The organism is Buchnera aphidicola (Aphis craccivora) (assembly GCF_005082145.1).
Taxonomy (GTDB): Bacteria; Pseudomonadota; Gammaproteobacteria; order Enterobacterales; family Enterobacteriaceae; genus Buchnera; species Buchnera aphidicola_U.
In genome coordinates this window covers 141031-154214 of record NZ_CP034897.1, presented here as the reverse complement: position 1 = coordinate 154214, position 13184 = coordinate 141031, and the positions used below count along the sequence as shown (strand labels likewise).

Annotated in this window: 12 protein-coding genes; 6 read left to right on the top strand and 6 right to left on the bottom strand. The window is 24.5% G+C overall.

What is annotated here, in order from left to right; all coding sequences use genetic code 11:
- The first annotated feature begins 55 nt into the window (after positions 1–55).
- The 5 genes from ispH to folA all read left to right on the top strand — a co-directional run bounded on the left by ispH (position 56) and on the right by folA (position 6989).
- Positions 56–1018, top strand: coding sequence for a 4-hydroxy-3-methylbut-2-enyl diphosphate reductase (ispH, locus tag D9V60_RS00745; RefSeq protein WP_158360460.1), 963 nt, complete (start codon positions 56–58; stop codon positions 1016–1018).
- Positions 1011–1829: a 4-hydroxy-tetrahydrodipicolinate reductase gene (dapB, locus tag D9V60_RS00740; protein ID WP_158360459.1), complete on the top strand. Its 819-nt coding sequence runs from the start codon at positions 1011–1013 to the stop codon at positions 1827–1829. Before ispH ends, dapB begins: the two co-directional genes overlap by 8 nt.
- Positions 1830–2018: 189 nt before the next feature.
- Positions 2019–3170, top strand: a complete 1152-nt coding sequence (gene carA / locus D9V60_RS00735; protein WP_158360458.1) for a glutamine-hydrolyzing carbamoyl-phosphate synthase small subunit — start codon at positions 2019–2021, stop codon at positions 3168–3170.
- A 13-nt stretch (positions 3171–3183) separates the two neighbouring features.
- The gene (gene carB / locus D9V60_RS00730; protein ID WP_158360457.1) at positions 3184–6414 is read left to right on the top strand and encodes a carbamoyl-phosphate synthase large subunit; all 3231 of its coding nucleotides are present in this window, start codon (positions 3184–3186) and stop codon (positions 6412–6414) included.
- A 77-nt stretch (positions 6415–6491) separates the two neighbouring features.
- Positions 6492–6989 carry a type 3 dihydrofolate reductase gene (gene folA / locus D9V60_RS00725; RefSeq protein WP_158360456.1) on the top strand — a complete coding sequence of 166 codons (498 nt, stop codon included), beginning with the start codon at positions 6492–6494 and terminating at the stop codon, positions 6987–6989.
- Between the two features lie 26 nt (positions 6990–7015).
- On the opposite strand, the gene D9V60_RS00720 is transcribed toward folA, so the two are convergent.
- The 3 genes from D9V60_RS00720 to D9V60_RS00710 all read right to left on the bottom strand — a co-directional run bounded on the left by D9V60_RS00720 (position 7016) and on the right by D9V60_RS00710 (position 10059).
- Positions 7016–7840, bottom strand: coding sequence for a symmetrical bis(5'-nucleosyl)-tetraphosphatase (locus tag D9V60_RS00720; RefSeq protein ID WP_158360455.1), 825 nt, complete (start codon positions 7838–7840; stop codon positions 7016–7018).
- 34 nt (positions 7841–7874) lie between these two features.
- Positions 7875–8690, bottom strand: coding sequence for a 16S rRNA (adenine(1518)-N(6)/adenine(1519)-N(6))-dimethyltransferase RsmA (gene rsmA, locus D9V60_RS00715; protein ID WP_158360454.1), 816 nt, complete (start codon positions 8688–8690; stop codon positions 7875–7877).
- A gap of 61 nt (positions 8691–8751) precedes the next feature.
- A complete protein-coding gene (locus D9V60_RS00710) occupies positions 8752–10059 on the bottom strand; it encodes a peptidylprolyl isomerase (protein ID WP_258013340.1) in 1308 nt (435 codons plus the stop codon).
- Positions 10060–10265: 206 nt separating this feature from the next.
- On the opposite strand from D9V60_RS00710, the gene D9V60_RS00705 reads away from it, so the two are divergent.
- On the top strand, positions 10266–11024 hold the full coding sequence (locus tag D9V60_RS00705) for a DedA family protein (protein WP_158360452.1): 759 nt from the start codon (positions 10266–10268) through the stop codon (positions 11022–11024).
- A 52-nt stretch (positions 11025–11076) separates the two neighbouring features.
- Here the strand turns inward: D9V60_RS00705 and rplY are convergent, their stop codons facing one another.
- The 3 genes from rplY to folE all read right to left on the bottom strand — a co-directional run bounded on the left by rplY (position 11077) and on the right by folE (position 13061).
- Positions 11077–11361, bottom strand: coding sequence for a 50S ribosomal protein L25 (gene rplY, locus D9V60_RS00700; protein ID WP_158360451.1), 285 nt, complete (start codon positions 11359–11361; stop codon positions 11077–11079).
- Positions 11362–11411: 50 nt separating this feature from the next.
- Positions 11412–12251 (bottom strand): deoxyribonuclease IV, encoded by an 840-nt coding sequence (gene nfo / locus D9V60_RS00695; RefSeq protein WP_158360450.1) that lies wholly within the window; start codon positions 12249–12251, stop codon positions 11412–11414.
- A 147-nt stretch (positions 12252–12398) separates the two neighbouring features.
- Positions 12399–13061 (bottom strand): GTP cyclohydrolase I FolE, encoded by a 663-nt coding sequence (gene folE / locus D9V60_RS00690; RefSeq protein WP_158360449.1) that lies wholly within the window; start codon positions 13059–13061, stop codon positions 12399–12401.
- Between the last annotated feature and the right edge of the window lie 123 nt (positions 13062–13184).

Below are 13184 nucleotides of genomic sequence, written 5' to 3'. Positions count from 1 at the left end.
TTTTAATAAAATATATGTTCTTTTTAATGAAAATATTTTCTGGAGATTCTTCCAAATGGATGTTTTATTAGCGAATCCAAGAGGTTTTTGCGCAGGTGTCAAAAGAGCTATTTTAATAGTTGAAAACGCTTTAAAAATTTATAAAAAAACTATCTATATTAAACATGAGTTAGTACATAATCAATATGTTATAAAAAAATTACGTAAAAAAGGAGTAATTTTTGTTGAGAAAATTTCGGATATTCCAGATAATTCAATAGTAGTCTTTTCTGCACATGGTGTTTCAAAAAAAACAAAAGAAAAAGCTATAAAAAAAAAATTAATTATTTTAAATGCGACTTGTCCATTAGTAACAAAGGTGCATAAAGAAGTTTCAAAAGCAAGCGAAAAAAATATAGAAACTATCTTTATTGGTCATAAAGGACATCCCGAAGTTATCGGAACAATAGGGCAATACAATAAAAAAAATAGTAGTCAAATACATCTTATTGAATCAATAGAAGATATAAATAAATTATCAATTGAAAAAAATAACACAAAATTAAATTTTTTTACACAAACAACATTATCTATTAACTATACTCAATCTATTATTAAAGCTTTGAAAAAAAAATTTCCACATATTTCTGGGCCAAAAAAAGAAGATATATGTTATGCAACAACTAATCGACAAAATGCAGTTATTAAACTATCAAAGATAACTGATATGATACTTGTAATAGGTTCTAAAAATTCTTCTAATTCTAATCGGTTAACTGAAATAGGCAAAGAAACTGGCGTATTTACTAAACAAATTGAATCATTTTTAGATATTAAAGAAAAATGGATAAAAAACATAAAACATATTGGCATTACAGCAGGCGCATCTGCACCAGAATTTTTAGTAAAACAAGTAATTGAGTATTTACAAAAAATAGGTGCTAAAAAACCAAAAGAAATTTTAGGCCCTGAAGAAAAAATAATTTTTAATATCCCTAGATATTTAACACTTCCATTACATTTAAAAAACTATGAATAAAAAAATAACTCGTATTGCGATTACTGGAGCTTTAGGACGAATGGGACAAATGTTAGTTAAGGAAATACAAAAGAACAAAAAAACTTGCTTAAGTACAGTAGTAGTAAAAAAAAATCATCCATTAATTAATCATGATATTGGGAAAATAGTCGGAATAGGAAAGACAGAAGTACTTATTAAAGATCATCTAGATGTTGAAAAAAATGATTTTGATGTTTTAATCGATTTTACACATCCCATTGCAACACTAGAATATTTAAAATATTGCAATATATTTAGAAAAAAAATAATTATTGGTACAACTGGATTTTCAGATTTAGAAATAAAAAAAATCAAATCCTATTCAAAAAATATTGCTCTCTTAATATCGTCAAATTTTAGTATAGGAATAAATTTACTTTGTCAATTAGTAGAACAAACAACTCGAATTTTAGGAAATAATTCTGATATTGATATTATAGATTTCCATCATCGTAATAAAATTGATATTCCCTCAGGAACTGCATTAACTATTGGAGAAAATATATCAAAAGTGATGAAATGGAATTTAAATACAAATTCGCTATATTATAAAAAAGGACTAACAAAAATTAGAGAATCAAAAAAAATCGGATTTTCTAGTATACGATCAGGAGGCATTATTGGAAAACACTCAGTAATTTTTACAAATTCTGAAGAAGAAATTAAAATTACCCATACAGCTTTTAATAGAAAATCTTTTGCTAAAGGCGCTATTGAATCAGCTATTTGGATTATTTCAAAAGAAAAAGGATTATTTAATATGAAAGATTTTTTAAAAAATATGTTTTAAAGTTTTTATTGTAAAAAACAAATATATAAATTTTATCTTTTTAAAAAATGCTTTTTTAAAAAACTAAAACGTATAAAATATTTATTACGATAATAGACAAAAATATTAATTTTAGTTAAAATAAATATTTAATTTTTCAAAATATTTTACTTATTATTTATAAAATTTAATCAATAATTAAAAAATTTTTTGGAGGGTGCTTTGGGCCAATCAGCAGTATTAGTTTTAGAAGATGGCACTAGATTTCATGGACGTTCTATTGGAGCTAAAGGAACAACTGTCGGAGAAGTTGTTTTTAACACATCAATAACTGGATACCAAGAAATAATCACTGATCCTTCTTACTCACATCAAATAGTAACGCTAACACATCCTCATATTGGAAATATTGGTACAAATAAAAACGACGAAGAATCATCTAAAATTCATATAAGAGGGTTGATTATTCGAGATATGTCTCCAATATCCAGTAATTATCGCAGTGAAAAAAGTTTCTCTTCTTATTTAAAAGAAAACAATATTATTGCAATATCTGATATTGACACAAGGAAATTAACACGTATTTTACGAACAAAAGGATCGCAGAATGGATGTATTATAGAAGACAAAAAAGAAAATTATATTATAGCACATAAAAAAGCGAAAAACTGTTTGAGTTTACAAGGATTAGATTTAGCTAAAAAAGTTTCCACTAAAGTTATTTATAATTGGAATAAAAGTACTTACATTATTAACAAAAAAAAATCATTTTCTGAAAAAAAATTTTTATTTCATATTATTGTATATGATTTTGGTGTTAAACGAAATATTTTACGTATGTTAGTAGATCGTGGGTGTTATTTAACGATAGTACCTGCTACAACAAATTCAAAAACAGCATTAGATTTGGCTCCTGATGGAATTTTTTTATCTAATGGACCTGGTGACCCAAGACCATGCCATTATGCTATTAAATCTATTCAAGATTTCTTGAAAATTAATATCCCAATATTTGGAATATGTCTAGGACATCAACTACTTGCATTGGCTAACGGAGGTGATATCATTAAAATGAAATTTGGTCATCATGGTGCTAATCATCCAGTTAAAGAATTAAAAACAAACCGTGTAATTATTACTTCACAAAATCATAGTTTTACTGTTGATACCAAACATCTACCAAAAAATATTTCTATAACACATACTTCTCTTTTTGATGGCACAGTACAAGGATTACGTTTAACTAATAAATTAGCTTTTAGCTTTCAAGGACATCCAGAAGCAAGCCCTGGACCACATGATGCTTCTTATTTATTTGATCATTTTATAAAATTACTCAATCAAACAAAATTCAGTAATTAATTAGGAAAAAAAAATGCCTAAATCTACTGATATAAAATCCATTTTAATTCTTGGTGCAGGTCCTATTGTCATTGGACAAGCATGTGAATTTGACTATTCTGGTGCACAAGCATGTAAAGCACTCCATGAAGAAGGTTACAAAATTATTCTCGTTAATTCCAATCCTGCTACCATTATGACTGATCCATATATGGCAGATTCTACATATATTGAACCTATTCATTGGAAAATAGTAAAAAAAATAATAATCAAAGAACGCCCAGATGCGTTATTACCAACAATGGGTGGTCAAACAGCACTTAATTGCGCATTAGAACTAAACCGAAGAGGAATACTAAAAGAATTTAATGTTAAAATTATAGGAGCTACTATTGATGCGATCAATAAAGCAGAAGATAGAAAATTATTTGAATTTTCAATGAAAAAACTTAATTTAAACACCGCAAAGTGCGGTATTGCACATAATATTAAAGAAGCATTATTAGTATTAAAAAATGTAGGTTTTCCATGCATTATTAGACCTTCTTTTACTATGGGAGGGAATGGCGGGGGAATTGCTTATAATCAAGAAGAATTTGAAGAAATTTGTGAACGAGGATTAAAACTGTCTCCTACCACTGAATTACTCATTGATGAATCGTTAATTGGTTGGAAAGAATACGAAATGGAAGTTGTACGAGATAAAAATAATAATTGTATTATTGTCTGTTCAATTGAAAATTTAGATCCCATGGGAATTCACACAGGAGATTCAATTACTGTAGCTCCAGCACAAACTTTAACCGATAAAGAATACCAGATTATGAGAAACGCATCTATGGCTATTCTACAAGAAATTGGAGTAGAAACTGGAGGTTCTAATGTACAGTTTGCAATTAATCCGAAAAATGGTCGTATGATAGTTATTGAAATGAATCCTAGAGTATCTCGGTCTTCTGCACTAGCTTCCAAGGCTACAGGATTTCCCATTGCAAAAATAGCTGCAAAATTAGCAGTAGGATATACATTAGATGAACTTGCTAATGACATTACAGGTATAAATACAACAGCATCTTTTGAACCGTCAATAGATTATATAGTTACTAAAATTCCAAGATTTAATTTTGAAAAATTTTTAGGATGTAACGATAGATTGACAACTCAAATGAAATCTGTCGGAGAAGTAATGGCTATAGGAAGAACATTTCAAGAATCAATACAAAAAGCAATACGAGGATTAGAAATTGGAGTATGTGGTTTTAATTCTAAAGTATCTAAATTAGATCCACAATGCTTAATAAAAGTTAGACATGAGTTAAAAGAAGCTGGTGCAGATCGAATTTGGTATGTTGGTGACGCATTTAGATTAGGAATGTCCGTAGAAGATATTTTTGAATTAACATCAATTGACCCTTGGTTTCTTGTACAAATTCAAGAAATAATTCTTTTAGAAGAAAAAATTCAAAAAAATGGATTTATCGGACTGAATTATAAATTTTTATATTTTATTAAAAGAAAAGGTTTTTCGGATTTACGTATAGCAATGTTAACTAATAAAACAGAACATGATATACGTAATCTTCGATATGAATTAAATTTGCATCCTGTTTATAAAAGAATTGATACATGTTCAGCAGAATTTTCTACTGAAACAGCATATATGTATTCTACTTGGGAAGATGAATGTGAATCAAATCCAACTAAAAATAACAAAAAAATTATTATAATAGGTGGTGGTCCTAATAGAATAGGTCAAGGAATAGAATTTGATTATTGTTGTGTACATGCTGCTCAAGCATTGAGAGAAGATGGTTTTGAAGCAATTATGATTAATTGTAATCCAGAAACAGTTTCTACAGATTACGATATATCTGATCGGCTTTATTTTGAGCCAATTACATTAGAAAATGTCTTAGAAATAGTTAAAATAGAAAAACCTAGTGGGGTTATTATTCAATACGGAGGACAAACACCATTAAAATTAGCACGAGCATTTGAACAAGAAGGGATACCAATTATTGGTACAAAACCAGATGCTATCGATAAAGCAGAAGATCGCAATCGTTTTCAAAAAATTGTAACAAAATTAAATTTAAAACAACCCTTAAATGCTACTGTTTTAACTTTAAAAGAAGCTCATAAAAAAGCGTTAAATATTGGTTATCCTATTATGGTTAGACCATCTTATGTTTTAGGTGGAAGGGCAATGGAAATTGTATATGAACCATCAGAATTAGATAATTATTTTAAAACAATGTTAAAAGATAATAAAAATACTCCAGTACTACTAGATCAGTATTTAAATTACGCAACAGAAGTAGATGTTGATGCTATCTGCGATGGAAAAACAGTTTTAATTGGAGGTATAATGGAACATATTGAACAAGCTGGAATACATTCTGGAGATTCGGCATGTTCTTTACCAGCATATACTTTAACAAAAAAAATTCAAGATAAAATTAGAAAACAAGTAAAAAAACTAGCATTTGAATTGTCTGTAAGAGGTTTAATGAACGTTCAATTTGCAATCAAAAAAAATGAAATATATATTATTGAAGTAAATCCAAGAGCAGCGCGAACAGTTCCATTTGTATCAAAAGCCATAGGATTAGCACTAGCAAAAATATCTGTACGTGTTATGTATGGTAAAACATTAGAAGAACAAGGATTTACAAAAGAAATTATTCCGTCATTTTTTTCAGTGAAAGAAGCTGTTCTGCCTTTTGATAAATTTCAAGGTGTAGATCCTATATTAGGACCAGAAATGCGTTCTACAGGAGAGGTGATGGGTATTGGAAAAAATTTTTCAGAAGCGTTTTCTAAAGCAATGCTTGGTTCTCATACTAATATGAGAAAATCAGGTCGTGTATTACTTTCAGTAAGAGATGATGACAAAAAAAATATTGTAAATTTAGCTGTAAAATTACAAAAATTTGGTTTTGATCTTGATGCAACTAAAGGTACATCTATAGCTTTAAAAAAATCTGGAATTATTTCTAGATTAGTCAATAAAGTATCTGAAGGTAGACCTCATATCCAGGATCGTTTAAAAAACAGAGAATATGTATATATTATAAATACAACATCTTGTCATCAAGGTATAAAAGACGCAAAACTAATTTGTCGAAGTGCTTTGCAATATAAAGTTCACTATGATACTACAATTAATGGTGCATTTGCTACTGTTATGGCGTTAAATGAAGATCCAACAAAAAATATTATATCATTGCAAGAAATACATAAAAAGATACACTTAAAACATTAAATTTATTTTTAATAATTAAATTATTTTTATAAATATGTTGTGAAACATATTTATAACTCCTAAAAAAATTTTAAAATATGAAAATTAGTCTAATTGCAGCTATTTCTAATAATCTTGTTATTGGAAATAAAAACAGAATTCCTTGGAATCTCCCAGAAGATTTAAAATGGTTTAAAAAAAATACAATATATAAAAGTGTTATTATGGGACGTTTGACTTGGGAGTCTATTATCAATTCTTTACCTATGCGAACTAATATAGTAATTAGTCGAAAAAAAATCGTCAACAAAAATATTATATGGGCGAATTCAATTAATAATGCTATAGTTTCTACTATATATTCAAAATACAAAAAAAATCAAGAAATAATGGTGATTGGAGGTTCTGAAATATATAAACAAATGCTATTTTATGCTAATAAATTATATTTAACCCATGTAAATTGCAATATTATTGGAGATTCTTATTTTCCAAAATATAAATTATATAAAAATTGGAAAATAGTATTTCAAAAAAAATTTTTTAAAGATAGTAAACATTCTTATGATTTTTGCTTTGAAATATTAACAAGATAATACTTACAAATATTGATATTTCAGATTTATAATACATCTTTTTTTTGATAAGATTGATAAAAAATTTTTTTATCCTCCCATCTCAACATGAATAATTCGCCGCCCCAACAACAACCTTTATCTAATGGAAAAAATTGACAAGGAACATTCGTATTTTTTAAAGAAGACCAATGTCCAAAAATAATAGAATATTTTTCTATAAATTTATTGGATATAAGAAACCATGGTAATAATGGATATCTTATAATACTGGGAGATTCTTTACATGTAAAATTTAAATGTCCATTAGGATAACAATATCTCATGCGTGTAAAAACATTAATGCTATATCGTAATCGATTAATTTTTTTAAAATTAGAATTCCAATAATTTATTTTATTATTAAAAGTTGATTTTAAAAATAAAGGATATTCATTACTCAATAAAGATTCTTCAATTTCTAAAGAACATTTTTTAATTGTTTCAAGATCCCATTTCGGACTAATTCCTGCATGAACCATAATAATTTTTTGTTCTTCATTAATTCGTACGATAGATTGAGAACGCAACCAATTAATTAATTTATGACTATCTTTAGCAGATAAAAAATCATCAAAACAATTTTCTTGTTTATTTTCTTGTATACCGGAATATACTGCAATTAAATTTAAATCATGATTACCAAGTACTATCTTAATGCTGTTTTTTATAGAATATAAATATCTCATTACTTTTAATGAATTTGGACCTCTAGAAACTAAATCACCTGCAATCCATAAACAATCTTTTTTAATATTAAAATTTGATTTTTTTAAAATTAATCTTAATTCTTTATAACAGCCGTGAATATCACTAATAAAATAAGTACTCATTTTTTTCGCTTAAGGTATATAAAAATATACACATTTAAAGAAAATTATACTTTTGATTCATATTATTTTCTATTATATAATTGGATAACTGACAATATTGGAATATAGAAATATTTTCCGGTCTTAATTTTGGATCAATATTTAATGCTATTAAAACTTCTTTAGAAAATATTTTCCCCAAACTATGACGTAATATTTTTCTTCTTTTTTGAAAAGCTAAGTTTGTAACATAACTAAGAACTTTTATATTATGAGTAAAATAAGGAAAATCATTAGTATAAGGTTTTAAACTAACAAATATTGAATCTACTTTAGGAGTTGGTTGAAAACATTTTGGAGAAACATGCAGTAATATTTTTATATTACAATAATACTGTGCAATAATACTTAAACGACCATATAATTTACTTCCTGGAGAAGCAGTTAGACGTTCAGCAACTTCTTTTTGTAACATAAAATTCATATCTTTAATAATCTCAATTCTTTCAAATAAATATAATATTAAAGATGTAGCAATATGATATGGTAGATTACCAAAAATTCGAATTAATTTATTGCGTTGATTAAATAATTCTAAATAATTAAATTTTAAAGCATCTTGATAAAATATTATTAATTTTTTATAAAAAGAATATTTTTTAAATCTTTTTAATAAATTTTTATCAATTTCTATAATAATTAACTTATCTATTAAATTACAAACAGGTTTTGTTAGTGCAGCTAATCCAGGACCAATTTCAACTAACGTTTCATTTAATTTTGGATTAATAAATCCAACTATTTTTTTAATTATATTATAATCTATAAGAAAATTTTGACTAAATTTTTTAAGAGGAATATGCTTTTTCATTTGAATATTTATTCACTAATAATATAAAAATTTTAATATCTTATTATTTTTAAATATTGATTTAGTATTTACTAATATAAGATGATTTTTTAAGTTTTTCAATCCAATTATTTTTTTCTTTTTTTATTTCACGTTCTAATAACATTTGGTAAATTTTTTCTTTTTCTATCTTCCATTTTTCATCTATTTCACGTTTTTCTAACAATTTAATTATATGCCATCCAAATTTAGATTTAACTGGTTTGCTAACTTCATTATCATTCAAATTTTTTAAAACATTTTTAAAAACACCATTAAATGATGTATTTAAAATCCAACCTAAATCACCTTTTTTATAGGAAGAATAAACATCATGAGAGAAATTTTTAACAGCATATTCAAAACTGTAATTATTTTTTTTAATATTATTATATATTTTAAAAATATCTTTTTTTGCTTGTTTATCATTCAAAATAATTGAAGGACGTATTAAACAATGCTGAATATGAAATTCAGTTATTATTTTTTTTGTACTATTATTTTTAATATTATTAACTTTTACAATATAAAAACCTTTTTTTCCTAAAACAGGTCCTAATATTTGATTTTTTTTAAAAATATCTAATTTACTAAAAAATATTTTTCTTAGATTTTTTAAATCTTTTGATAGTATTTTTTCCACTAAAAAAATATTTTTATTTTTTTTAAAACTTTCATAAAAATAATCAAAATTAGAATTATCATTAATTATTTTAGAAAAATTATCAATTAATATTTTTTTATTTTTAATTGATTTTTCACTTTCTCTGTTAGAATAAGGTAATATAATACATTTTAAATCAATTTTTTTTAATTCATTTTGTTTTTTTATTGCTTTATTTAATAAATAATATATTTCTTTTTCAGAAACATGAACATTTTTATTTAATATATAATCTTGTAACATTTTAATTTTTAAAGATTTTTTAATATTTTTTATATAATCTTCATAATTAAAAAAATTATTGGTATTATTTAGTATAATATTATTTTTTAATTCATTTAAAGTAATATTCTTTTTAAAAGCAATATTTCTAAGTATCATGTCCACTTGAGAATCTGAAATTTCAATGTTAAATTTATTTGCTTCTTCTAAAATTAAAGTATCTATGATTAACTTTTCTAATATTTTATCTCTTAAAAAATTAACTTTTAAAGGTACAGTAATAATATCTTTGTCTTGTTTTAAATAAAAAAGAACTTGATTCACATCACTATTTAATATAGCTTGATTATTTACGACAGCAACAATTTTATCAATTTCAAAAACTTTAGCAAAACAACTCGAAAAAAAACTTGAAAATACATATAAAATTAAAACGAAATATACTCTCATTTTGCTTCTTCTTATGTTGTTAAATTTTTATATTATGATATTTTAATATATAATCCTTAATCTGTATTAAAAAATTTTAAATTTAATAAGTTTATTAAATTTAATAATACTTTTTAAAATATTTTCTTGAGGTTTTATTAAAAAAATTATAAAGTATAAAAATATTTAATTTAAAATATTATATCAAAATTTATCACATTCAAAACTAATAATGGATATTTATGGAATATTGGTTGACATCTTTAATAACACATTCTTTAATATATTCGCTTTGCATAGTAGGTGTAGTTTCTTTTTTAGAGTCTCTTGCATTAATTGGATTATTACTTCCAGGAATAGTATTAATGGCAACATTAGGTACATTTATAGGTAATGGAAAATTACCTTTTTATCCTTCTTGGATTGTAGGAATACTAGGATGCTTATTAGGAGATTGGTTATCATATTATATTGGACTATATTTTAAAAATTGGCTGCATAATCTTTCTTTTCTAAAAAAGCACTACAAAATATTAGAGAAAACTAAAAATTTATTAAATAAACATAGTATGCTAACAATACTAATTGGACGTTTTATAGGTCCAACCAGACCATTAATACCTATGGTTTCTGGAATGTTAAAATTACCATTAAAAAAATTTGTTTTGCCTAGTTTTCTAGGATGTATATTATGGCCTCCAGTATATTTTTTTCCCGGAATTGTTGCAGGTATAACCATTAATATACCTACAAATTCTGATAATAATTATTTTAAATGGTTTTTACTAGTTATTGCTATTTTAATTTGGATAGGAATATGGTTAACATCAAAATGGTGGAAAATAAAACATATAAAAAATAGAGAAAATATGAATATTATTCAAAAAAACATTGGATTTATCTCAATAATAGTTTTATTGTTTGGATTTTTTGGATTAGTACTAATACAATTTCATCCTACAATGTTAATTTTTAGAAAAGTTTTATCAACTATATTATAATTTTAAATATTTTACTTTTTAAATATATTTCGCATTTATTTAAAAATTATTTTTAAGCATATAAAAAATCTATGTGTAATAATTTTAATTTAAATGCATGTCGTTGAACAGCCTTTACTTTAACTTTATATTCTTTTCCTTGAATTAATAGCAATAATGTATTTTTATAAAAATCTGTTTTTCTTTGTAAATTAAAAACAGCATTATGATCTAAAGTAAGAGGTATAGAAGTTTTATTTAAACCATATAAAATAGCAGGAAACTTATTTTGAATACGTAATTTTCTACTAAAACTTTTTCCTTTTTTTTCTCTTATTTCTGCATTGATAATTAACATAATTTATTTTCTCTTATGATAAATACGTATATTAAAAAATAATTTTATTATTATTTTAATGACTTTAGCCAAGAAATTTCTTTTATCCACATCTTTGAATTTTTGGTCTCCAATATCATTGGAATATTATCAAAACTTTTATTTTTAATAATCCATTCAAAAACTAATGTTCCAATTTGACCTAATCCTAAATTTTCATGTCGATCAACACGACTATTAAATTCTTTCTTAGAATCATTTAAATGCAAGCATTTTAAATATTTTAATTCTATTAAATTAAAAAAATTATTGAATATATTTTGACAATTTTCTTTTGTTCGCAAATCATATCCTGCTGCAAATAAATGACAAGTATCCAGGCAAACTCCTACTCTAGATTTATCATCTATTTTATTTATAATTTCATATAAATGTTCAAAACGATATCCCACATTAGTACCCTGACCTGCGGTATTTTCTATTACAGCGACTATATTTTTAGTTTGCTCTAAAGCTATATTAATTGATTCAGAAATTCTTGATAAACAATCCATTTCTGAAATTTGATTTAAATGACTACCTGGATGAAAATTTAGAAAAAATAATCCTAAATCATCACAACGTTTTATTTCGTTAATAAATGCTACACGAGATTTTTTTAATAAATTATCATCAGGATGACCTAAATTAATTAAGTAACTACTATGAGGTATAATTTTTTCAAAAAAGAAATTATATTGATTACAAGCTTTTTTAAAATTATCTATTTCTATTAAACTTAAAGGTAACGCAGACCATTGCAATTGATTTTTAGTAAAAAATGAAAAAGCTGTAGCTTTTAATTGAAACGCTCGAAAAACTGCTTTTTCTAAACCACCTGCAGAACTAACATGAGCACCAATATATCTCATTTAACTTTTCCATTAAATTTTAAAATATTTAAAATTGATTATATTTTATTAAAAATTTATTCAAATATCAAAATATTTATAAATTAAAGATCATATCATACTGAGAAATAATATTTTAATCAATCAAATAAATTGAATATATTGTTCTTATATATTATTTTTAAAAAAAAATTCATCACGAATACTTTTTTCGCTTTTAAATAATCCTTGTAGAGACGAAGTAATAGCTACACTATTTACATCACAAATACCACGCGCCTTAACACAAAAGTGATCCATATGAAGAACAATTGCAACATCTTTAGTATTAAGTAGAACTTGTAGTACTAATAATATTTGTTTAGTAAGACGTTCTTGAATTTGAGGTCGTTTTGAATAAAACTGTACAATCCTATTTATTTTAGATAACCCAATAATTTTATTTTTAGGAATATATGCAACGCTAGCTTTTCCATGAATAGTAATAAAATGATGTTCACAAGTACTCATTAATATAATGTCACGAACAACAATCATATCATTTGATTTTATTGTATTTTCTACAAATGTAATTTTTGGAAAATTCTTATAATCTAAACCTGAAAAAATTTCATTATTATACATTTTTGATATACGAATTGGAGTGTCTTTTAAACTATCATTTTTTAAATCTAAATTTAAAATACACATAATTTTATACATATATTTAGCAATTAAGAATTCTCTTTCTTTTTTTTCTATACCATTGTATTCTTTTAAAATAGGATTTTCTAATCCCGTAGACAATAAAATATTACGCGCTAATTTAGCTTCTTTGCTAATTTTAATCATATTAAAATTTCTCCTTAATATTAAAAATTATATTTTATATGATTTGTATCTACAAAATATATAAATTATAAACATCATTACGTATAATATACAAAAATAAATACTATTCATTCTTAAGGTATA

Coding starts and splice junctions, on each gene's coding strand:
- ispH (WP_158360460.1), top strand. CDS start 56: ATGGATGTTTTATTAGCGAATCCAAGAGGTTTTTGCGCAGGTGTCAAA.
- dapB (WP_158360459.1), top strand. CDS start 1,011: ATGAATAAAAAAATAACTCGTATTGCGATTACTGGAGCTTTAGGACGA.
- carB (WP_158360457.1), top strand. CDS start 3,184: ATGCCTAAATCTACTGATATAAAATCCATTTTAATTCTTGGTGCAGGT.
- folA (WP_158360456.1), top strand. CDS start 6,492: ATGAAAATTAGTCTAATTGCAGCTATTTCTAATAATCTTGTTATTGGA.
- D9V60_RS00720 (WP_158360455.1), bottom strand. CDS start 7,840: ATGAGTACTTATTTTATTAGTGATATTCACGGCTGTTATAAAGAATTA.
- rsmA (WP_158360454.1), bottom strand. CDS start 8,690: ATGAAAAAGCATATTCCTCTTAAAAAATTTAGTCAAAATTTTCTTATA.
- D9V60_RS00705 (WP_158360452.1), top strand. CDS start 10,266: ATGGAATATTGGTTGACATCTTTAATAACACATTCTTTAATATATTCG.
- rplY (WP_158360451.1), bottom strand. CDS start 11,361: ATGTTAATTATCAATGCAGAAATAAGAGAAAAAAAAGGAAAAAGTTTT.
- nfo (WP_158360450.1), bottom strand. CDS start 12,251: ATGAGATATATTGGTGCTCATGTTAGTTCTGCAGGTGGTTTAGAAAAA.
- folE (WP_158360449.1), bottom strand. CDS start 13,061: ATGATTAAAATTAGCAAAGAAGCTAAATTAGCGCGTAATATTTTATTG.